At 65.9% G+C, this 21,405-nt stretch carries 21 protein-coding genes; 11 read left to right on the forward strand and 10 right to left on the reverse strand.

Annotation, left to right across the window (positions count from 1 at the left end; all coding sequences use genetic code 11):
- Nucleotides 1–47 precede the first annotated feature (47 nt).
- Complete coding sequence (locus BMX78_RS16050) at nucleotides 48–1,553, forward strand: nucleobase:cation symporter-2 family protein (protein ID WP_091421362.1); 1,506 nt, start codon at nucleotides 48–50, stop codon at nucleotides 1,551–1,553.
- Between the two features lie 76 nt (nucleotides 1,554–1,629).
- Here BMX78_RS16050 and BMX78_RS16055 read toward each other — a convergent pair whose 3' ends face one another.
- On the reverse strand, nucleotides 1,630–2,385 hold the full coding sequence (locus BMX78_RS16055; protein WP_050053781.1) for an IclR family transcriptional regulator: 756 nt from the start codon (nucleotides 2,383–2,385) through the stop codon (nucleotides 1,630–1,632).
- Between the two features lie 234 nt (nucleotides 2,386–2,619).
- Between BMX78_RS16055 and BMX78_RS16060 the strand changes: the two genes are divergently transcribed.
- From BMX78_RS16060 to BMX78_RS16080, 5 genes are all read left to right on the forward strand, one after another.
- Complete coding sequence (locus BMX78_RS16060) at nucleotides 2,620–4,059, forward strand: NAD-dependent malic enzyme (RefSeq protein WP_091421364.1); 1,440 nt, start codon at nucleotides 2,620–2,622, stop codon at nucleotides 4,057–4,059.
- Between the two features lie 37 nt (nucleotides 4,060–4,096).
- Nucleotides 4,097–5,695, forward strand: coding sequence for a malate synthase A (aceB, locus tag BMX78_RS16065; RefSeq protein WP_091421367.1), 1,599 nt, complete (start codon nucleotides 4,097–4,099; stop codon nucleotides 5,693–5,695).
- A gap of 3 nt (nucleotides 5,696–5,698) precedes the next feature.
- Nucleotides 5,699–6,976: a DUF6986 family protein gene (locus BMX78_RS16070; protein ID WP_091421370.1), complete on the forward strand. Its 1,278-nt coding sequence runs from the start codon at nucleotides 5,699–5,701 to the stop codon at nucleotides 6,974–6,976.
- 13 nt (nucleotides 6,977–6,989) lie between these two features.
- Nucleotides 6,990–7,802, forward strand: a complete 813-nt coding sequence (locus BMX78_RS16075) for a bifunctional allantoicase/(S)-ureidoglycine aminohydrolase (protein ID WP_091421373.1) — start codon at nucleotides 6,990–6,992, stop codon at nucleotides 7,800–7,802.
- Between the two features lie 89 nt (nucleotides 7,803–7,891).
- Nucleotides 7,892–9,046, forward strand: coding sequence for a serine hydrolase domain-containing protein (locus BMX78_RS16080; protein WP_091421646.1), 1,155 nt, complete (start codon nucleotides 7,892–7,894; stop codon nucleotides 9,044–9,046).
- Here the strand turns inward: BMX78_RS16080 and BMX78_RS16085 are convergent.
- A complete protein-coding gene (locus BMX78_RS16085) occupies nucleotides 9,043–10,218 on the reverse strand; it encodes a zinc-dependent alcohol dehydrogenase (protein WP_091421376.1) in 1,176 nt (391 codons plus the stop codon). The two genes, BMX78_RS16080 and BMX78_RS16085, sit on opposite strands and share 4 nt — an antisense overlap.
- Before the next feature lie 159 nt (nucleotides 10,219–10,377).
- Here BMX78_RS16085 and BMX78_RS16090 point away from each other — a divergent pair, with 159 nt between their 5' ends.
- Nucleotides 10,378–10,629 carry a hypothetical protein gene (locus BMX78_RS16090; protein WP_286139069.1) on the forward strand — a complete coding sequence of 84 codons (252 nt, stop codon included), beginning with the start codon at nucleotides 10,378–10,380 and terminating at the stop codon, nucleotides 10,627–10,629.
- A gap of 7 nt (nucleotides 10,630–10,636) precedes the next feature.
- Here the strand turns inward: BMX78_RS16090 and BMX78_RS16095 are convergent, their stop codons facing one another.
- From BMX78_RS16095 to BMX78_RS16105, 3 genes are all read right to left on the reverse strand, one after another.
- A complete protein-coding gene (locus tag BMX78_RS16095) occupies nucleotides 10,637–11,341 on the reverse strand; it encodes an HAD family hydrolase (protein WP_091421380.1) in 705 nt (234 codons plus the stop codon).
- Nucleotides 11,341–11,631, reverse strand: a complete 291-nt coding sequence (locus BMX78_RS16100) for a hypothetical protein (protein ID WP_091421382.1) — start codon at nucleotides 11,629–11,631, stop codon at nucleotides 11,341–11,343. Before BMX78_RS16100 ends, BMX78_RS16095 begins: the two co-directional genes overlap by 1 nt.
- 117 nt (nucleotides 11,632–11,748) lie before the next feature.
- Complete coding sequence (locus tag BMX78_RS16105; RefSeq protein ID WP_091421649.1) at nucleotides 11,749–13,557, reverse strand: glycoside hydrolase family 15 protein; 1,809 nt, start codon at nucleotides 13,555–13,557, stop codon at nucleotides 11,749–11,751.
- 79 nt (nucleotides 13,558–13,636) lie between these two features.
- Here BMX78_RS16105 and BMX78_RS16110 point away from each other — a divergent pair, with 79 nt between their 5' ends.
- Both BMX78_RS16110 and BMX78_RS16115 read left to right on the forward strand, forming a co-directional pair.
- Nucleotides 13,637–14,368, forward strand: a complete 732-nt coding sequence (locus BMX78_RS16110) for a DUF72 domain-containing protein (RefSeq protein ID WP_091421384.1) — start codon at nucleotides 13,637–13,639, stop codon at nucleotides 14,366–14,368.
- 67 nt (nucleotides 14,369–14,435) lie between these two features.
- Nucleotides 14,436–15,527: an App1 family protein phosphatidate phosphatase gene (locus tag BMX78_RS16115; protein ID WP_091421386.1), complete on the forward strand. Its 1,092-nt coding sequence runs from the start codon at nucleotides 14,436–14,438 to the stop codon at nucleotides 15,525–15,527.
- Between the two features lie 80 nt (nucleotides 15,528–15,607).
- On the opposite strand, the gene BMX78_RS16120 is transcribed toward BMX78_RS16115, so the two are convergent.
- Nucleotides 15,608–17,170 carry a GH1 family beta-glucosidase gene (locus BMX78_RS16120; protein WP_091421388.1) on the reverse strand — a complete coding sequence of 521 codons (1,563 nt, stop codon included), beginning with the start codon at nucleotides 17,168–17,170 and terminating at the stop codon, nucleotides 15,608–15,610.
- A 123-nt stretch (nucleotides 17,171–17,293) separates the two neighbouring features.
- Between BMX78_RS16120 and BMX78_RS16125 the strand changes: the two genes are divergently transcribed.
- Nucleotides 17,294–18,682 carry an AAA family ATPase gene (locus tag BMX78_RS16125; protein ID WP_091421391.1) on the forward strand — a complete coding sequence of 463 codons (1,389 nt, stop codon included), beginning with the start codon at nucleotides 17,294–17,296 and terminating at the stop codon, nucleotides 18,680–18,682.
- Here the strand turns inward: BMX78_RS16125 and BMX78_RS16130 are convergent, their stop codons facing one another.
- From BMX78_RS16130 to BMX78_RS16140, 3 genes are all read right to left on the reverse strand, one after another.
- Entirely contained in the window at nucleotides 18,683–19,060 is a 378-nt protein-coding gene (locus BMX78_RS16130) for a hypothetical protein (protein WP_091421395.1), read from the reverse strand. It abuts the gene before it with no gap.
- Between the two features lie 83 nt (nucleotides 19,061–19,143).
- Nucleotides 19,144–19,542: a J domain-containing protein gene (locus BMX78_RS16135; RefSeq protein WP_091421400.1), complete on the reverse strand. Its 399-nt coding sequence runs from the start codon at nucleotides 19,540–19,542 to the stop codon at nucleotides 19,144–19,146.
- Nucleotides 19,543–19,625: 83 nt separating this feature from the next.
- Nucleotides 19,626–20,051, reverse strand: a complete 426-nt coding sequence (locus tag BMX78_RS16140) for an Hsp20/alpha crystallin family protein (protein ID WP_091421651.1) — start codon at nucleotides 20,049–20,051, stop codon at nucleotides 19,626–19,628.
- Nucleotides 20,052–20,192: 141 nt separating this feature from the next.
- Between BMX78_RS16140 and BMX78_RS16145 the strand changes: the two genes are divergently transcribed.
- Nucleotides 20,193–20,513, forward strand: a complete 321-nt coding sequence (locus BMX78_RS16145; protein ID WP_091421403.1) for a MerR family transcriptional regulator — start codon at nucleotides 20,193–20,195, stop codon at nucleotides 20,511–20,513.
- A 4-nt stretch (nucleotides 20,514–20,517) separates the two neighbouring features.
- Here BMX78_RS16145 and BMX78_RS16150 read toward each other — a convergent pair whose 3' ends face one another.
- On the reverse strand, nucleotides 20,518–21,318 hold the full coding sequence (locus BMX78_RS16150) for a phosphatase PAP2 family protein (protein WP_286139071.1): 801 nt from the start codon (nucleotides 21,316–21,318) through the stop codon (nucleotides 20,518–20,520).
- Between the last annotated feature and the right edge of the window lie 87 nt (nucleotides 21,319–21,405).

Genomic DNA, 21,405 nt, shown 5'->3' on the forward strand with positions numbered 1-21,405 from the left:
ACCGTTAGCCAGACAATGTCGTCTGCCATGAACCAAGAAAGTCTGCCATGAACATCCGAAAGAAACCGGCCGCTGCTGCTGCCGGAAAAGGCGCCCGTTCAGCAAGGCCGGAGGACCAAAGGCTCCCTATCGCCAGCACCTTCGCCTACGGCTTCCAGCACGTCCTCACCATGTACGGCGGCATCATCGCCCCGCCCCTGATCATTGGCGCCGCCGCCGGAATGTCCTCGCAGGACATCGGCCTGCTGATCGCGGCCTGCCTCTTTGTCGGCGGCCTGGCCACCATCCTGCAAACCATCGGCATCCCGTTCTTCGGCTCGCAGCTGCCGCTGGTCCAGGGCGTCTCCTTCGCAGGCGTCTCCACCATGGTGGCCATCGTGCACGGCGGCGGCGGAATCCAGGCAGTCTTCGGGTCCGTCATCGCGGCATCACTGATCGGCCTGCTGATCACTCCGCTCTTTTCGAAGATCATCCGGTTCTTCCCGCCCGTGGTCACCGGCACGGTCATCACCACCATCGGGCTGACCCTGATGCCGGTGGCCGCCAATTGGGCCATGGGCGGCAACAGCAAGGCTGAGAACTACGGCAGCATGGCCAACATCGGGCTGGCCGCGGCCACCATGGCCATCGTCCTCCTGCTCAGCAAGGTGGGCAGCGCCGCGATTTCACGGCTCTCCATCCTGCTGGCCATGGTCCTGGGCACCCTGATCGCATTCGCCTTCGGCATGGCCGACTTCTCCAAAGTGGGCCAGGGCGAGATCGTCGCGTTCCCCACCCCGTTCGCCTTCGGCCCGCCGGTGTTCGAGATTGCCGCCATCATTTCCATGCTGATCGTCATCCTGGTCACCTTGACCGAGACCTCCGCGGACATCATTGCCGTGGGCGAGATCGTCGGCACCAAAGTGGACTCCAAGCGGATCGGCGATGGGCTCCGGGCGGACATGCTCTCCTCCGCCATCTCCCCGCTGTTCAACTCCTTCACCCAGAGCGCGTTCGCCCAGAACGTGGGCCTGGTGGCCATCACCGGCGTCAAGAGCCGCTTCGTGGTCAGCGCCGGCGGCCTGATCCTGGTGATCCTCGGCCTCCTTCCGGTCCTTGGCCGGGTGGTCGCAGCGGTTCCGACTCCTGTACTCGGAGGTGCCGGCGTCGTACTCTTCGGCACGGTGGCCGCCAGCGGCATCCGGACCCTGTCCAAGGTGGAGTACAAGAACAACATGAACCTGATCATCGTGGCGGCGTCCATCGGGTTCGGCATGATCCCCATCGCCGCGCCGGCCTTCTACGACAAGTTCCCGTCCTGGTTCGGCACCATCTTCCACTCCGGCATCAGCTCCGCCGCGGTGATGGCCATCCTGCTGAACCTGCTCTTCAACCACCTCAAGGCGGGCAACTCGGAGAACCAGTCCGTCTTTGTGGCCGGAACAGGGCGCGTTGTCCGGGAAGAGGACCTGAAGTGCCTGGCCGACGGCGACCGCTTCGAAGGCGGCAAGCTCATCGACTGCGACGGCAAGGAAGTCCGCGTCGAGTCGTCCGAGAAAGCGGCAGAGCACTAGCAACACGGTTCACACAACAGTGGCGGCCCGCGTCCGGAAGGAGCGGGCCGCCACTGGCGTCAGCGTGGGAGGTGCGTCAGGTGCGGTTCAGTTCCAGCGAGATGGCCTCGGCGGCCTCGCGGAGGACGGGCACGGCTTTGTCAGCGAAGTGCTCGTCCACCCGGGAGACGGGACCGGAGACCGAGATGGCCGTGGGGGTGGGGGCGTTGGGCACCGCCATGGCGAAGCAGCGCACGCCGAGTTCCTGCTCCTCCTCGTCAATGGAGTAGCCCCGCTCACGGATGAGCTTCAGGTCGGCCAGGAGTTCCTCGACGTCGCCAATGCTCTTGGCAGTTGGCGTCGGCATCCCGGCGCGGGTCACGATGCCGCGGACCGTCTCGTCATCGAGCTGTGCGAGGATCGCCTTGCCGACGCCGGTGGCGTGGGTATGGGCGCGGCGGCCCACCTCGGTGAACATGCGCATGGAGTGCAGCGAGGGTACCTGTGCCACGTAGATCACCATGTCCGAATCCAGCACGGCCATGTTCGAGGTCTCCCCCAGCCGGTCCACCAGCGTTTTCAGCTGCGGACGCGCCACGGCGCCCAGCTGCTTGTTGGCGCCTTCACCCAGCCGGATGAGCCGAGGGCCCAGTGCGTAGCGCCGGTTGGGCAGCTGGCGGATGTAGCCCAGGGACACCAGTGTCCGCAGCAGGCGGTGGATGGTGGGCAGCGGAAGGTCGGTGGACGAGGACAGTTCGCTGAGCGTCACGTCGCCGCCGGCATCCGTGATGAGCTCCAGCAGTTCGAAGACCCGCTCTACCGACTGCACACCGCCCGAGGCTTTTTCTGCCATTCCGTTGTCTCCTACGGCTCGGAATCTGACAACTCTTATCCGCATCGTGAAAAGAGTTGCTTAGAACACCCAACATACAGCACCTCTGTACGCGGCGCGATGCACTCGCACCAGTCATACACGGAGGGCTTGTATTTCCATGTTGTAGATAATAATATCCATAATACGAAAACATTGGTTTCGAGAACACCGACCGGACACGGCCGAACAGAAGGCCCAACAGGAGGACATTCAATGGCGAACCCCAGCCCCGGAAATTCGATCACCCTGCGCGTGGAAGCACCGTCGAGCTTCAGCGCCACCAGCGAGCTTGCCGCAGCCGTGGGAGCGGCGGGCGCAGCCATCACCGCACTGGACGTCAGCGAATCCCACCACGAGACCCTCGTTGTGGACGTCACCTGCAACACCACCGACGACGAACACGCCGCCCGCGTCAAGGACGCCCTCAACGCGCTCGACGGCGTCACGGTCCAGTACGTCTCGGACCGCACCTTCCTCATGCACCTGGGCGGCAAGCTGGAAGTTGTCCCCAAGGTAGCCCTGCGCAACCGCGACGATCTTTCCCGCGCGTACACTCCCGGCGTCGCCCGCGTCTGCCTGGCCATCGCCGAGGACCCCGCGGCAGCCCGCAACCTGACCGTCAAGCGCAACACCATCGCCGTCCTCACCGACGGTTCGGCCGTCCTGGGCCTGGGCAACATCGGCCCGGCCGCAGCCCTTCCGGTGATGGAAGGCAAGGCGGCGCTGTTCAAGCAGTTCGCCAACGTCGACGCCTGGCCGGTCTGCCTGGACACCCAGGACACCGAGGAGATCATCATGATCGCCAAGGCCATGGCCCCCGTCTACGGCGGCATCAACCTCGAGGACATCGCCGCCCCGCGCTGCTTCGAGATCGAGAACCGGCTCCGCGAGGAACTGGATATCCCGGTGTTCCACGACGACCAGCACGGCACCGCCATCGTCACCCTGGCAGCCCTGGTCAACGCCCTGCGCGTGGTGGGCAAGAAGCTGGACGAGGTGAAGATTGTGGTGTCCGGCGTCGGCGCAGCCGGCTCCGCCATCATCCAGCTCCTCAAGGCCCAGGGAGCGCAGCACATCGTCGCCGCCGGCCGCTCCGGCGCCATCCACTCCGGCGAGACCTACGGTGACGAGCACCGCAGCTGGATCGCGGCGAACACCAATGAGGAAGGCTTCGCCGGCACGCTGCACGAGGCCCTCGCCGGCGCGGATGTGTTCATCGGCGTCAGCGCCCCGCACGTGATCGGCGAGGAGCAGGTGGCCTCGATGGCAGAGAACGCCATTGTGTTCGCCATGGCCAACCCGACGCCGGAAATCGATCCGGTTATCGCCTCCCGGCACGCTGCCGTGGTGGCAACCGGCCGCAGCGACTTCCCCAACCAGATCAACAACGTGCTGGCTTTCCCGGGCTTCTTCCGGGGCCTGCTCGACGCCGGAGCCTCGGACATCACCCCGGAGATGCTGGTGGCCGCCGCGGAAGCGATCGCCAACCGGGTGGCTGACGACGAGCTCAATGCCAGCTACATTATCCCCAGCGTCTTCGATCCCCACGTGGCTGCCGATGTTGCCTCAGCCGTGGCAGCCGCCGCCCACGCTGCCAACGTGGCAACCGCGGCTGCAGCAAAGGAACTCGAAGCCGCCCTGGCCAGCGCCTGATTCACCGCCTGACTTCAGTACAAGGAAAGGACCAGAAATGGCCATCACTGTCACAGACCCCCGGCCCATCGTGCGCGCGGAGGAAATCCTCACCCCCAAGGCCCTGGCCTTCATCGAGGAGCTCCACACCCGCTTCGCCGGCACCCGCAACGAGCTCCTGGCAGCGCGTGCCGTCAAGCGGCAGCGCGTGGCTGAGACCGGCAAGCTGGATTTCCTGCCGGAGACGCAGGACGTGCGCGACGGCGACTGGAAAGTCGCGCCGGCACCGGCGGCTTTGCAGGACCGCCGGGTGGAGATGACCGGGCCCGCCTCACCGGCAAAGATGGCCATCAACGCACTGAACTCCGGCGCCAAAGTGTGGCTCGCGGACCTGGAGGATGCCAGCACCCCCACCTGGGGCAACGTCATCGACGCCATCCTGAACCTCCGGGACGCCGCCCAGGGCACCCTCAGCTACACCTCGGCGGAAGGCAAGGAGTACAGGCTCCGCACCGACGCGCCGCTCGCCGTCGTGGTGGCCCGCCCCCGAGGCTGGCACATGCAGGAAAAGCACCTGCTGCTCAACGGAGAACCCGCCGTTGGCGCACTGGTGGACTTCGGCCTGCACTTCTTCCACGTCGCCAAGCAGCTGGTGCTCAACGGTCAGGGACCGTACTACTACCTGCCCAAAATGGAAAGCCACCTTGAGGCGCGGCTGTGGAACGACGTGTTTGTGTTTGCGCAGGATTACCTGGGACTGGGCCAGGGCACCATCCGCGCCACCGTGCTGATCGAGACCATCCCGGCCGCGTTCGAGATGGATGAGATCCTGTACGAACTGCGGGACCACGCCTCCGGCCTGAACGCCGGCCGGTGGGACTACCTGTTCAGCATCATCAAGTACTTCCGCGACGCCGGTGAGGAGTTCGTTCTCCCGGACCGTGCCTCGGTTGCCATGACCGCCCCGTTCATGCGCGCCTACACCGAACTGCTGGTCAAGACCTGCCACAAGCGGGGCGCCTTTGCCATGGGCGGCATGGCGGCCGTGATCCCCAACCGCCGCCACCCCGAAGTGACCGAGGCGGCCTTCGCGAAGGTCAGGGCGGACAAGACCCGCGAGGCGAACGACGGCTTCGACGGCTCCTGGGTGGCCCACCCGGACCTGGTCCCCACCTGCCGTGAAGTGTTTGACTCGGTGCTCGGCGACAAGCCGAACCAGCTGGACAAGCAGCGCCCCGAGGTCAACGTGACCGCGGAGCAGCTGCTGGACGTCACCTCCGCCGAGGGCCAGGTCACCGAGGCCGGGCTGCGGCTGAACCTGTACGTGGCCATCGCCTACACGGCGGTCTGGTTGTCCGGGAACGGTGCCGTGGCCATCCACAACCTCATGGAGGACGCCGCAACTGCGGAAATCTCCCGCTCCCAGGTCTGGCAGCAGATCCGTAACAAGTCGGTCCTCGCGGACACCGGCAACACGGTCACCCGCGAACTGGTGGAGCGGATCCTGGGCGAGGAAACCGAGCGGCTCCGCACCGAGTTCGGCGACGAGGCTTTCCGCCGCTACTACCAGCCGGCCAGCGAACTGATCGCGGACATCTGCCTGTCCGAGGACTACACCGACTTCCTCACCACCCCGGCCTACGAACTGGTGGGCTGAGCCATGGCAGCATCACCCAAACCGTCACTGTCCGCCGGGGACCTGGCGGCCATCGACGGGCAACTGGCCGCCACCGACCGCCTGCTGGAGCAGAACTACCCGGGCGACGACGGCTCACGCCAGCCCGTCCACACGGTGTACGTGCCCGCGGACCGGTTCACGCCGTCGTTCGCTGCCGATTGGGGCGCCGAGGCACTGGCCGCGGCCAACGCCCACGGCGGGCTGGAAAAGCTCGGTGCGCTGCTCGGCCAGGACGCCGCGCTGGCGGAGGCTGTTGCCCCGCGCGTCGAAGCGAAGCTGGCCAGCGAACCCATCGAGGACCTGCGGCTCGATTTTGAGGACGGCTTCGGGGACAGGGGCGACGACGCCGAGGACGCCGCCGCGGTTGCCGCGGCGTCCGCTGTGGCCGCCGCGGTCGCAGCGGGGTCCGCTCCCCCGTTCATTGGGATCCGGTTCAAGTGCTTTGAGGCGGCCACGCGGTCCCGCGGGCTGCGGACGCTGGACCTGTTCGTTTCGGGCCTGGCCGCGGCGGGCGAGCTGCCGGAGGGCCTGGTCCTGACGCTGCCCAAGGTGACCACCGTGGCCCAGGTCAAGGCCATGGACTACGCCGTTTCCCGGCTTGAGGAGGTGCACTCGCTCCCGGCCGGCAGGCTCCGCTTCGAGGTGCAGGTGGAAACCCCGCAGCTGATCCTGGGGCCGGAAGGAACCTCGCCGGTGGCCCAGCTGCCGCACGCCGTCCCGGGCCGGATCAGCGGCCTCCACTACGGCACGTACGACTACTCCGCGTCGCTGCAGGTCTCGGCTGAATACCAGTCCATGGAGCACCCGGTGGCGGACTTCGCCAAGGAAGTCATGCAGCTGGCCGTGGCCGGAACGGGCATCCGGCTCTCGGACGGCTCCACCAACATCATCCCCGTGGGCGACAACGTGGAGAACGCCTGGCAGCTGCACGGCCGCCTGGTCCGGCGGTCGCTGGAACGCGGCTACTACCAGGGCTGGGACCTGCACGCGGCCCAGCTGCCCAGCCGCTTCTCCGCCACCTACGCCTTTTACCGCCAGGGCCTTCCGGCAGCCGCAGCCCGCCTGCGGAACTACGTGGAGCAGACCGAAGGCGGCGTGATGGACGAGCCCGCCACGGCCCGCGCCCTGGCCGCATTCGTCCTGCGCGGCGTCCAGTGCGGCGCCGTCGGTGCCGAGGAAGTCCAGGCGCTGGCCGGCGTCGGGATTCCACAACTGACCGGACTGGCCCACCCGCGGCTCGCCACCACTTCCAACTCCTAGGTAAGGATCCCTTATGGGCAAGTACTACTCCCCCACTGGCGGGCTGCCGCCGCAGACCCACCTGACCACCGAGCGGGCCATCGTCACCGAGGCGTACACGGTGATCCCGAAGGGCGTGATGACGGACATCGTCACGTCCAACCTGCCGGGCTTTTCGAACACCCGATCCTGGATCATCGCCCGCCCCATCTCAGGCTTCGCCACCACTTTCTCGCAGCTCATCGTTGAGATCGGACCGGGCGGCGGCGCCCCCAAAGCTGAGTTCGAGGCCGGGGTTGAAGGCGTCATCTTTGTGACCCGCGGAAAGGTCAACCTCACCCTCGACGGCGAACTCCACCAGCTGGAGGAAGGCGGCTACGCCTACCTGGCGGCAGGTTCGGACTGGGGCCTGGAAAACGTTTCAGACGACGTCGTGTCCTTCCACTGGATCCGCAAGGCCTACGAACGCCTTGAGGGTTTCGAAGCCAAGTCCTTCGTCACCAACGAAAAGGACGTGGAACCCACGGCGATGCCGGACACCGACGGCGCCTGGAAAACCACCCGCTTCACGGACTCCAGCGACCTGGCCCACGACATGCAGGTGAACATCGTGACGTTCCAGCCCGGCGGCGTCATCCCGTTCCCGGAAACCCACGTGATGGAGCACGGCCTGTATGTCCTGGAGGGCAAGGCCATGTACCTGCTGAACAACGACTGGGTGGAAGTGGAGGCCGGCGACTTCATGTGGCTGCGCGCCTTCTGCCCGCAGGCCTGCTACGCCGGCGGCCCGGGCGAGTTCCGCTACCTGCTGTACAAGGACATGAACCGCCAGGTCCGCCTCACCTAAACCCCTGTTCCCATCCAGGTAGCGCCAAGTGTCGTTTTGGAGCCTCAAAACGGCACTTGGCGCTACTTAGTTGGGGGAAAATGGGCAACATGGGCACAACCCCGGGCCGCGCGTTGAAGCGGGTCGCCGCTGTCCTGTGCACGGTTCTGCTGGCTGCACCGTCAGCCGGCTGCACCGGGGAACCGCCTCCGCCAAACCCGGACAAGCCGGCAGCCTTCGCCCTTTTGGAATCCTTCAGCTCCCGGATGCTGGAGGAAGGCGCGCCCGCGGTTTTGGTCGCCGTCCGGTCCAAGGACACCAGCTGGACGCACGCCTCCGGCGTACGGGACCTGGCAACACGTGAGCCTGCAGCAGTCTCTGATCCAGTCCGCATCGGCGGCATTACCGAATCCATGCTTGCTGTATCGGTCCTCAAGCTGGCTGAGGAGGGCAAACTCGACCTGGACAACCAGGTCAGCGACTACCTCCCGGAGTTCGGCAGCGTCCTCCATCCGCCCGGCCGGGTCACGGTCCGGCAGCTCTTGACCCATGAGTCCGGGCTGCCCGACTTCTCAGTCCCCCTCCTGGCCTCCGGCGGGTGGGCGGAAACGATGAACCGGCCGCTCAGCCTTGAACAGCAGCTGGCCCTGGCCGCCACCATTCCCTGGGAACCGAGGCTAGCGCGAATATTCAACTACTCGCGGTCCAATTACGCCGCCCTTGGGCTGCTGGTCCAACGGCTGCGGGGGCAAAGCTTGAGCCGCGTCCTGGCCGCAGATGTTGCGCAGCCGCTGGGCCTGACGGCAACCAGCCTTGGCGGCGTGCCCCCGCCCACCATGGTCCACGGTTACATCACCGTGGAGGGCAAGCAGGTGGACGTGGCACATCCCGCCTGGCAGGCCGAGCTGCCCTCCGGCGGCGCCGTCTCCACGGTGGAGGACGTCAACCAGTTCTACGCCTCGCTGCTGCAGGGCACCCTGCTCCCGCCGGACAGGGTGACGGCCATGAAGGGCGGCTCCTCGACGTATTACGGCTTTGCCCTGCGGCGGTGGAACAACACCTGCAACAACCGTTTCTACTATGGCCTTCCCGGGGACACCGACGGCTATGGCATGATCGCCATGACCAGCGAGGACGGAAGCACGCAACTGGCGATGTCAGTCGCCTACCCGCCCGCGCCGCCAACCCTCGACCTGAATCCGCTGATCTACGAGATGCAGGACGTGGCGCAGGAAGCCCTGAACAGCCTGTGCAGCGAAAACTAGGGGTTCAGGACCACCTTGATGCAGCCGTCCTCCTTCTTCTGGAACTTCTCGTACAGCGCCGGCGCCCCCTCCAGGCCGGAGCGGTGGGTGACCAGGTCCATCACACCCAGCGGATCGGCGTCGTCCTCCACCAAGGGAAGGATGTCATCTGTCCAGCGGCGCACGTTGCACTGCCCCATCCGGAGCTGGATCTGCTTGTCGAACATGGTGAGCATCGGCATCGGGCTGGCCTGCCCGCCGTAGACACCGCTCAGCGACACTGTTCCGCCCCTGCGCACAGCCTGGATGGACGTGTGCAGCGCGGCGAGCCTGTCCACGCCGGCTGTCTCCATCGCCTTTTGCGCCAGTTTGTCCGGCAGCAGGCCCAGCGCCTGGTGCGCGAACCCTGCCACCGGGGAGCCGTGCGCTTCCATGCCGACGGCGTCAACCACCGCGTCCGGGCCACGCCCCGCGGTCATCTCCCGCAGCTGGTCCGCCACATCCTTGGTGTAGTCGAGCGTTTCGACGCCGTGCCGCGCCGCCATCTCACGCCGCTCAGGGACGGGGTCGATGCCGATGACCCGCAGCCCGCGCTGGACCCCGATGCGTCCCGAGAACTGGCCCACGGGGCCCAGCCCGAACACGGCCAACGTGCCGCCGGCCGGAGTGTCTGCGTACTCCACGGCCTGCCAGGCGGTGGGAAGGATGTCCGAGAGGAACAGGTACCGTTCGTCCGGCAATTCCGTGCCCACCTTGATGGGGCCGTAATCTGCGTGCGGCACGCGGAGGTACTCGGCCTGCCCGCCGGGGACGGAACCGTACAGCTCCGAATAGCCAAAGAGGGCCGCCCCTGAGCCCTTGTCCTTGACCTGGGTGGTCTCGCACTGGGACTGCAGGCCCTGGGCACACATGTAGCAGCGGCCGCAGGAAATGTTGAAGGGGACCACCACCCGGTCGCCTTTGCGAAGGTTGGTGACGGCGCTGCCCACCTCCTCCACGATGCCCATCGGTTCGTGGCCGATCACGTCACCTTTGTGCATGTACGGGCCGAGGACCTCGTACAGGTGGAGGTCGGAGCCGCAGATCGCCGTCGAGGTGATCCGGATGATGGCGTCGGTAGGGTCCTGGATGACCGGATCAGGCACTTCTTCCACACTTACCGAACGTTTTCCCTGCCACGTCAGTGCTTTCACAGTCTCCCTTTCTCTCGGATCCGGGCGGGACGCCCTTTCCTCGACGTTATCGGCTCACGCGCAAAAAAGTAAGCAGGCTGATGAAAGTCTTGTCGTCCCAGCCTGCGGCTCCTAGCGTAGGAAGGACCAGCCCACGCCAGATGCCAGTGAAAGAGGAACATGATGTCGCTCTACCAGCCGGAACCGGTCGAAATTTCCACGCGCATGCGCCCCGGCGAATGGACGGAGGAAAGCCTTGAAGCGCTGGTAGCCAGTTACCAGCAGCGGATCGTGGAGATGGGCGCCGGCATCACCGATGTGGTCACCGACATAGATCGGAGCGACGACGGCTCCGTGCGGGTAGCAGTTTCCTGGGTCAAACCGGCCAATGCGGGTGACGAGGACTCGGTCGCCGGCGGGCAGACGCTTTAGCGCCGCATCAGGTTAACAGGCGGCCTGCAGCGCTTGTTTTCAGGTTCTCCAGCAGGTCGCGCGGCCCTTCATAGACCTCCACCGCGCCCGCGTCCCGGAGCTCAGTTGCACTGACCCCGCCGCAGGTGACTCCGATGGCGGGAATCCCCAGCGCGCCGGCGGCCTCCATGTCCCAGACCGCATCCCCGACAAACACGGCGTCGGCCGCCTCCACGCCGATTGCTTCCAGCGCGGCGACGAGGATATCCGGAGCAGGCTTGCTTTCCTCGGCGTCGTTGGCGCTGGTGGCGCCATCGATGTACGCGTCCGCGTCCAGGATCGACTTCATGACCTGGAGGTCCTGGTTGCGTGCAGAGGATGCGAGCGCGACGGCGAGTCCGGCCGCATGGCATTGCGCCAGCAGTTCCCTGGCGCCGTCGAACCTGCGCAATGCCGGCCAGTGGGAGGCGTAGAGTGCGGCATGGCTGGCCATGACCTCAGAGTCAAGGGACCTGTCCCGGTCATCCGGCAGGAGGCTGTCCACCAACCGGTCGCCGCCCATGCCCACAAAATGGTGGATCGAAGCCATCGGGATGTCGTAGCCGTACTGTCGAAAGGCACCCCACCAGGAAATGGTGTGGATGTAGGAGGAATCGATCAGCGTGCCGTCAACGTCAAAGAGAATCCCCCGTCGGCGTCCGCCGTCAGGGGATTCGGGTTCAAGCGCCACCATCAGCTGACCGCAGCCCGCTTGGCCCCCGCGGTTTTCCTGGCCCGGGCAGCCTCCTCCTTGGGGCTGGTCACCGGACGCACGCGCTCCCTGATGACCGTGCCGGCGCCGTCGTGGCTCTTATCCCTGATCAGGCCCGTGCCGGCGATTTCACGCGCCATCGCCACCCCGGCAACCGCTGCCCGCTTGGTAGGAAAGGTGACCGAGATGGCCATCAGATTCCCGGTGCCATCCATCATCCGGACCCTATAGCCGCCGTCGGGCGCGTCCACGAGCTCAAAATACCCGGCCATTGCAATCACTCCTCCATCAGTCATGGTGCTGTGCTCTTTGGGAGCACTCCATGAAGTGTTAGTAAGTATACTTATCTAATTAGCGAAGGAGAAGCCGGACGTCCCGAACGCGCCGCCTCAGCGCGTTTCCGCCGTTTCCGGGGGTATGGGAGTGTCACTTCGCCGAACGGTATCCTGATGCAGCTCCAAAGCGCTAGTCACAAGCGCGAAGTGGCTGAACGCCTGTGGAGTATTCCCGAGCTGCCGGCCGAGCCTGACTCCCCATTCCTCGCTCAACAGCCCCACGTCGTTGCGCAATTCCAGCAGCCGTTCGAACAATTTCCGGGATTCCTCTTGGCGGCCCGCGCCCAACAGCGCTTCCACCAGCCAGAACGAACACGCCAGGAAGACGCCCTCATCGCCCGGCAGGCCGTCGTCGCTCTCGGCGGGCCGGTAACGCAGCACGAACCCGTCCTCGGTCAGTTCCCGCTGGATGGCCTCGATGGTTCCGATCACGCGCGGATCATCGGGCGGCAGGAAACCCACCCGGGGAATCAGGAGCAGGCTGGCGTCCAGTTCCGGCCGCCCGTAGGACTGCACAAAGGTGTTGCGTTTGGCGTCAAAGCCGTTGGCCATAATGTCCCGGCGGATGGTGTCCCGCAGTTTTTCCCAGCGTTCCACCGGCCCGGGAAGCCCTGAGTCGCGGACGCCCTTGACCATCCGGTCCGCCGCCACCCAGGCCATCACTTTGGAGTGCGTGAAGTGCCGGCGGGGGCCGCGCATTTCCCAGAGCCCGTTATCCGGCTGGTCCCAGATGGTCTCCAGGTGCTCCATCAGCGCTACCTGCACGTCCCAGGCCTCATCGGTATGGGTCAACAGCGAGTTGCGGGTGAGCGCCAGGCAGTCCAGCACTTCGCCCCACACGTCCAGCTGCAACTGCTCGGCGGCGCCGTTGCCGATCCGGACCGGGGAGGAGTTTTCGTAACCCTTCAGCCAGGGCAGCTCCATCTCCGGCAGCCGGCGTTCACCGTGGATTCCGTACATGATCTGGAGATCTGACGGGTCGCCGGCGACGGCCCGGAGCAGCCAGTCCCGCCAGGCGGCCGCCTCGGCGGTATAGCCGGCTGCCAGCAGCGCCTGGAGCGTCATGGTGGCGTCGCGGAGCCAGCAGTAGCGGTAGTCCCAGTTGCGGGGGCCGCCGGGTTGTTCGGGCAGCGAGGTGGTCACCGCCGCCACGATCCCGCCGGTGGGAGCATAGGTCAGGGCCTTCAGCGTCACCAGCGAGCGGATAACGGCTTCCTTGTACTTGCCCTCCACGGTGCATTGGGAGGCCCAGCCCCGCCAGAAGGCGTAGGTGGTGCCCAGTACTTCCTCGGCGTCCACAGTGTGCGGCCGCCCCACGTGGCTAGGGGCCCAGGTGAGGACAAACGGAACCCGTTCGCCGGCATTGACCGTGAAGTCGCTGACGCTGTGCATGTTTTCCCCGCGCAACGGAGCAGGCGTTACAAAATAGACGGCGTCCGGCCCGGCAATGGCGTGCAGGCCATAGTCGTCCTTGCGCACCCAGGGGATGATGTGGCCGTAATCGAAGCGGAGGGTCAACTCCCCATGCATCTTCACGCTTCCGGTGACGCCTTCGACGATCCGGACGATGTCAGCCACCGAGTCACGCGGCGGCATAAAGTCGATGACCCGCACCGTCCCGTCAGCGGTGTCCCATTCCGTCTCCAGGATCAGGCTGCCGTCCCGGTAGCCGCGGCGCGTGCAGGGCCCGCCACTTTCCGGCGCCAAAAGCCACCGCCCCGCCTCGGGTGTGTCCAGCAGCGCGTTGAAGCAGGCAGGGGAATCGAACCGGGGAAGGCAGAGCCAGTCGATGGAGCCTTCAGTGTTCACCAGTGCCCCGGTATGGAGGTCACCGACAACCGCATAATCTTCAATTCGCGCCATGACCATACCCTGCCACAGCGAGCGCCGGAGTGGACCGTGTAGCCTCGAAAGACGGCAGCAGCGGTGACCGGAGGCAAACATGGCAATCCACATCGGAACCTCCGGATGGAGTTACGACCACTGGGAAAACGTCCTCTATCCGCCCAAGCTGCCCGCGAAGGACCGGTTGCAGCATTATGTGGCCCGGTTCCACACCGTTGAACTCAACGCCAGCTTCTACCGCTGGCCCCGCGACACCACCTTTGCCGGCTGGAACCAGCGGCTGCCCGCCGGGTTCAGCATGTCAGTCAAGGCTCCCCGTGGCCTGACCCACGCCAGGAAGCTGCACGAACCGGAGGTGTGGCTGGAGCGCATCACCCGGTGCTGGCACGAGTTGGGGGATAAACGCGCAGTCCTTCTGGTCCAGCTGCCGCCTGGCATGGAACGGGACGATGCGCGGCTGGACTACTTCCTCGCCGCGGTGCCGGACTGGATCAGGGTCACCGTGGAGTTCCGGCACCCGAGCTGGGAATGTTCCGAGGTGTTCGCCCTGCTGGAGCGGCACCAGGCCGCCTACTGCATCATGAGCGGTGCCAACCTTCCCTGCATCCTTCGAACCACTGCCCCTTTCGCCTATGTGCGGCTCCATGGACCGGACCACCAGCACCTTTACGCAGGCTCCTACTCGGATGCGGACCTGCAGTGGTGGGCGGACCGCATCCGGGAATGGGCAGGCAACGGCCTGGACGTCTACGCCTATTTCAATAACGACGGCGGCGGGAACGCGGTGCGGAACGCGGACACCCTGCGCGGGATCCTTGGCGAAGGGTAACGTCACGAAGCGTCAGCGGAGGCCTGGCTTCTCCTTGGCCCGCGGCACCCTGTGGCAGAGTGGAGCCATGGACTCGGCTCCGAAGAATTCTGCACACAGCACAACACCTGCCGCGGCTTTGGACGCGCTCTCCGGGAACCAGGTGTTCCGGCTGGCGCACCGGCTATCGGACGCCTTCAATGACGTCCGGATCCAGCTGGCCAAGCGCTGGAAGTTCGTTCCGCAGATCATCGCCTACCAGGGCTACGGCTCAACCACCCAAGTCAGGGTACTGGGGCGGGTGCTGATGACCCAGAAGCCGCTGCCTGGCAGCAAGGCCGAGCAGGAAGCCCAGAACGGCAACCAGAATGTGCGGGGCTGGCGCGCCTTCACCGGTGTACCGCTGCAGTTCACCGACGTCGAAATCACCATCGGCGACGTCGTCACCCATGTCCGGGCTGACCGTGGCGGCCTGATCGATACGGAGGTGGACGTCCAGCTGTCTCCGGGCTGGCACACCGCTGTCCTGCGGGCGGAAGGAACGGACCCTGTTGAGGCAAAGGTCCGGGTAATCGCGCCCGACGTGAAATTCGGCATCGTCTCGGACATTGATGACACCGTGATGGTCACCGCCCTTCCCCGGCCGTTCCTGGCGTTATGGAACACCTTTGTGCTGAGCGAGCGCGCACGCATGGCCACGCCGGGCATGGCGGTGCTGCTGGACAGGCTCACCATCGAACACCCCGATGCCCCGGTCATCTACCTGTCCACGGGCCCCTGGAACGCCGCGCCCACCCTGGCCCGGTTCCTGAACCGCAACATGTACCCGTCCGGAGCGCTGCTGCTGACGGACTGGGGCCTGACCCAGGACCGCTGGTTCCGCAGCGGCCAGGACCACAAGCACCGTAACCTGGAGCGGCTTAGCAAGGAGTTCCCGGACATGCAGTGGCTGCTGATCGGTGACAACGGCCAGCACGATGAAGCCATCTACTCCGGCTTCGCGGCGGAGAACCCGGACAAGGTTGCCGCTATCGCCATCCGCCAGCTGTCTGTGAGCGAGTCAGTCTTCGCCGGCGGCCACTCGGAGGACGGCGACCACACCACGTCCAAGGTACCGTGGATCTACTCCCCTGACGGCGCGGGCATCGCCAAGCAGCTGGGCATGCTGGGCGTCCTCTAGCCCGGTGCCCTAAAGCCGCAGCCCGAACGCGGCAGCGGCTACCCTGCACCCCGGCAGCGGCTGCCCCGCGCCCCGGCGGCCTAAGCGCTGGCACCCAACGGGGTCACGCCGTCGTCGGGCGATTCCGCATCCAGGACCTCCGCCTCCAACCCCTCGGGTGCCGCGGCCGCTGCGATGGCCATGTCCGCAGCGGCAGCCACGTCCCGCTCCTCAATGAGCTCCTGGTACCAGAAGTAGGAGGCCTTGGGCGTCCGCTCCAGGGTCTCGTAGTCCACATGGAGCAGCCCGAACGGCTGGTTGTAGCCGGCGGACCATTCGAAGTTGTCCAGCAGGGACCAGACGTAGTAGCCGCGCAGGTCGATGGACTCAGCCTCACCGCCGGGAGCCGTGGCCCGCAGCGCAGCCTCGAGGTGGTCCGAGAGGTACTTGAGGCGGCGCTCGTCGGGGATGAACCGGGTGTTGGTGGACTTGTCCCGGACGATGATGTCCTCGAAGCTGGCCCCGCCCTCGGTGAGGATGACAGGCGGCAGGTTGGGGTACCGGTCGGCCATCTCCTTCAGGGCAACCCGCATGTATTCCGGTTTAACCGGCCAGCCGTAGGACGTGATGTCCGCTTCCGGCCAGGTTTCCACGTGGAAGGGGGTGCCGCCGCTGCCCGTTGCGCTGAGGTCGCTGCCCATGGCCTCCGCCATGCTCGCCGGCACCGCCCCGCCGCCCGGCCCAACAGCAACCTTGGTGGGCATGTAGTAGTTGAGCCCGTAGAAATCCAGCGGCTGCGAGATGAGCTCCATGTCCTCCTCCGGATGCTCGAACGAGCTGAAGAACTTGGCGGCCCGGATAAGGTCGGGATATTTCCCCGTCAGTACCGGGTCAGCGTAGAGCCGGTTCTGCGCCAGGTCCATCAGGCCCGCGCTGACGTAGTCCAGCGGGTTGATCGAATTCGGGACCATGGGCGAGTAGACGTTGGTCATGCCGATTTCGCCCGGCACCTTCGCGGCGCGCAGGGCCTGCACGGCCAGGCCGTGCCCCAGCAGCTGGTGGTGGACCGTGGGGAAGGCGCCCAGGAGGAGCTCCTTGCCCGGCGAATGGAGGCCAAGGGTGTAGCCGTTGGTGCTCACCGTGGCGGGTTCGTTGATGGTGACCCAGCGGGCCACCCGGTCACCGAAAGCCTCAGCCAGGATGCCGGCGTACTCCCCCAGCCGGTAGGCGGTGTCCCGGTTCATCCACCCGCCGTCCTCGTCCAGCGCCAGCGGTGTGTCCCAGTGGTAGATGGTGGCCATGGGCGAGATTCCGTTGGCCAGGAGTTCGTCCAGGAGCCGGTCGTAAAAGGCCAGGCCAGCCTTGTTCGCGGGTCCGCGGCCGGTGGGCTGGATGCGCGGCCACGCGAACGAGAACCTGTACGAGTCCACGCCCAGCTGCTTCATGAGCGCCACGTCGTCCGGCATGCGGTGGTAATGGTCGCAGGCCACCTTCGGGCTGTGGTCCTCCACGATGGCGCCGGGCTTTGCCGCAAATACATCCCAGCCGGCGGGTCCGCGGCCGTCCTCGTCCAGCGCACCTTCGATCTGGAAGGCTGCGGTGGCCACTCCAAGCGTGAACCCCGCGGGGATGAGTGCGGCGAGGTCCTTGGCGGATATGTGCATCGAATCAAACCCTTTACTACGGACAGGACGGTACCCGCGCCAATCGTTGGACCCGCGCGAGGTCAGGACCATATCCTCGCACGATTCCCGGGCTCCTGGTGGGCGTCCTGCTAGGGTCTGGGAATGGATGAAAAACTGGGGAAGTTCATCGACGATTTTGCGCTTCTGGTGCAGTTGGCCCAGGCGGGCAGCCACCGCCGCCAGCCCGGAACGCAGCTGCTGGAAGCCTTGACCGGGCACCTGGGCGTGGCGGCCGAAAACCTTGCCGTGGTGGAGGAAGAAATTCCGCCTCATCGGTTCGTTGATGCGGACATCGTGATGGCGGACCTCGCTGCCCTCGACCCGGGAAGCCGCCTGGTGGGGATCGGTGGGGGCGGTCAGCGGCACCACCAGTCGCTGAGCGACATGGTCCAGCAGTCGCAGGTGTTCCCGCAGTTTCCCCTCGCCCAGCCGGACTACGTGAACCTTGCGGTGGGCCCGGAGGCGCAGCGGCAGGCGGTGGGCTTCGGGCTGAGACTGTTGACGTACGACGGCGGCCGGCTGGGTGTGCTGCAGCGTGCGGCGGATCCGCGCTCGGGACGGCAGTCGGCTTCGCTTGAGGTGGTGGCCGAAAACATTGGCACCGGGACGGCGTTCCTGGCCGAGTACCGGCGGCGGATGGACAGCCAGAGCGTGTTGAAGGGCCAGGTGGTTTCCCTGACCATGGGTGAGTTCGGGCCGAGCAGCGGCGGAGTGACCTTCCATTCCCGGCCACGGCTTGAGGGGCAGGAGGTGATCCTCCCGCCGGGGTTGCTGCAGAAGGTGGCGGACCACGCTGTGGGCATTGCCGCCCACCGTGAGTCTCTGAAGCGCCATGGCCAGCATCTCAAGCGGGGTGTCCTGCTGTACGGGCCGCCGGGAACCGGCAAAACACACACCGTCCGCTATCTGCTGGGACAGAGCGTGGACGCTACGGCCATTCTCCTCAGCGGGGGTTCGCTGGCCAGGATTTCGGAAGCGGCCCGGATGGCCAGGGCTTTGCAGCCCTCGATCGTGGTGTTGGAGGATTGCGACCTCATCGCCGAGGACCGGAGTTTCGGCCACGGGCCGCAGCCGCTGCTCTTTGAGGTTCTTGATGCCATGGACGGCCTGGACAACGACGCCGACGTCGCGTTTGTGCTCACCACGAACCGGCCGGACATGCTCGAGCGCGCGCTGGCACAGCGCCCCGGCCGGGTGGACCTGGCTGTGGAGATCCCGCTGCCCGCGCTTAATGAGCGGATTGCGCTCCTTCGGCTCTATGGCCGGCAGGCCAATTTCAGTGAGGAGGCGGTGGCAACCGCCGCCGCCCGTACTGCCGGAACTACCGCGTCCTTCGCCCGCGAACTGGTGCGCCGCGCCGTGGTGGCTGCAGCCCTGGAAGATGCACCGGTGTCGGATGTGCACCTGGCAGCGGCCGCGGAAGAACTGATGGACGACGCCGAGACCCTCACCCGGAGCCTGCTGGGCAGTGGTGCCCCGGGGAGCGCCTGACTACTGATCTCCGAACAGGAAATCCTTCGCATGCGCCACCGCCTTGCGGAAGGCATCGTTGCGGAGCGTCACGAGGTGCTCTGTTTCGCCGTCGGCCGGTTCAAGGTACCCCGTGTAGCCCGGCCGCAGGACCCAGATGTCCCCGGCCGGCGGCAGATAAAAGACGCCGAAGGAACGCTGCTGCTTTTCGTCGTTTGTCCAGACCGGCACCACGGCCAGGGCAGCGCCGGTTGCCGGGTTGATCCACTGTGCACGGGGCAAGGGCTCCTCATGAGCTTCGGGGTCCAGGAACGGGGCGGTGCCTTTGCCCCAGCGCTGTTCGAAGCGCTCGTGGAACGCCGGCATGAGGTGTGAGTCGTAACGGCGCCAATCGCTCATACAGTTTGCCTCCCTAACGTAGAGCCGCCCCGGTGGGTCCGTCGGCGGCTGAAGGTAGCCGATGCGCCGCGTGGTTTCTGCAGCTAGGCCCAGGGGCCGCTCTCCCAGCGCACCGGGCTGATCCTGATGGTGTTCCCCGAAGGGCGGCTCCGGGGCTGGACTTTGCGGACCGGAATATCCCGCGCGGTTCCCGACGCCGGCGTTGCCCGGGCTGCAGGTGCCGCCTTCACCCCGCGGTCGTAGTCCGCCCGCCGGACCGGATCGCGCAGGACGGCGAAGGCCTGCATGATCCGCAGCAGCTCCCCCTCCGGCAGCGGCGGAGCCGTTACCGGGACGCTCTGTTGGCTGCCCATGGTGGCCCTGCCCGCATCGAGGTCGGGATGGTGGCTGCGCATGAGGGCCCGGTAGGCACGGGAAATCTGCTGCTGGGTGGCGTCACGCGGGACGCGCAGCGTTGCGTAGTAGTCCGGGATGTCGCTCATGTGGGTCTTCCGGTTCCAGATGCGTCCGGATACGGGGGCGGCGCAGGGCAACCGCCACGGCTGCCCTGCGCCACGGGTCCGTCCTAGCTTCCGATCTGGTGCATCTCGCCCTGCTGGGTCTGGATTTCGATCTTGCGGGGCTTGGCCTGTTCCGCCACGGGGATCCGCAGCGTCAGGACACCTTGGTCATAGCTGGCCTTGATGTTGTCCGTGTTCAAGGTGTCGCCCAGGATCAGCTGGCGGCTGAAAACGCCGCGGGGACGCTCGGAAGCAACCAGCTCCACGTTGGGCTGGGTGGGATCCTTGCGTTCGGCGCGCACCGTGAGGACGTTGCGCTCAACGTTCAGGTCCAGCGAATCGAGCTTGACGCCCGGAAGATCAAAGGCCACAACAAACTCGCCATCCTCCTGCCAGGCATCCATGGGCATGGCAGCCGGGCGGGCGGCGGTTCCAAAGACCTGCTGCGTGAGCCGGTCCAGCTCACGGAACGGGTCCGTGCGCATCAACATCATTTCCCACTCCTTCAGCTTGTTAGATGTTGGTTCCTGCCATATCCACCGCTTCATGATCTATGGTGGTGGATATAGATTTTTTATAGCACCCGTGAGAAACTGAAGCAAGATCACCGCCAAAAATTCTGGAGAAAGCCAATGGCAGAGCAGGAAACAGGCCGGGCCCCCGTGAACGCGAAGGGGCGCGCACTGTATGCCATTTCGGTGGCGGCGAAACTGGCGGGCACCGGCCAGCAGAATATCCGCCTCTACGAGACCCGGGGCCTGCTGACGCCGTCCCGCACCTCGGGCGGCACGCGGCAGTACAGCGACGCGGACATTGCCGTGCTGCTCAGGATCGGCGAGCTCCTTGACCAGGGCCTGAACCTCGCCGGAGTTGCCAAAGTGCTGGAACTGGAGGAAGCCAACCTCAAGCTCCACCGTGCCTTGAAGCGTGCCCGGTCGCGGCCGCCCGCGTGACGGTTTAGTCCCGCTGGGTTTCAGCCTTGGACAGTTCGCCCGTGATCCGCTCACCGGGAACCCTTGCCGTCCGCCATGTATCCAGGGCGATGACTCCCCCGAGGATCAGCAGTGACAGCGAGACCGAGGCCAGGGCGTCGCTGAGCCAGTGGTATCCCAGGTACAGCCGGCTGACCGAGGCCAGCACAATCCCGACTCCCGCTCCGATGAACCCAAAAACCGCAGCCTTCCTGTTCTTCCGCCGTGAATAGATCAAGAACGTGCCCACCAGCAGGAAGTCGCACGCCCCCAGGACGTGTCCGGAGGGAAACGAGAAGGTGTGGTCTATCCCGAAGAGCATCTGATCCACGGGCGGGCGCGACCGGCGCACTATCTGGAGGATGATCTGCGAAATGATGACCCCGCTGAGCATTGCAGACGCCAGCACCACGGGGCGCCAGGCGTGCTTCGCGGCGAAGCCCCACACGACCACCACCACCAGCACGATGATGGGGAGGGCAATCGGGCCGAACAGCACGGCGAGGAAGATCATCACCACCGTCAGGGTCTGGGACCTCAGCCCCAGCAGCCAGTCCCGGACGGGCACGTCGGCGGCGGATAGTCCATCTGCCTGGACCACGCTGACCAGGGTGGCAAGGAAAAGCGCCAGTCCCACCGCCGCCAGGATGACGGCTGCCCGGTACAGGCTGCGCCGGTCCACCGGGTCAACGTAGCGCTCCTCCACCACAAACTTGTCATGGAAGGCCCGCCATTTGCCGGTATTCTTCCGGCTGGTTCCGGAGCCTGCTGATTCCTGCTGTCCCACCGGCACGTCCGTCCCTCGGTAGTGAAGTTTGCCTAGGGTGAAGATTATCCCTGTTCCGCGGCGTTGGTGCGGCGGAAATGAGCAGCG

It is taken from the genome of Arthrobacter sp. OV608 (genome assembly GCA_900110595.1).
GTDB lineage: Bacteria > Actinomycetota > Actinomycetes > Actinomycetales > Micrococcaceae > Arthrobacter.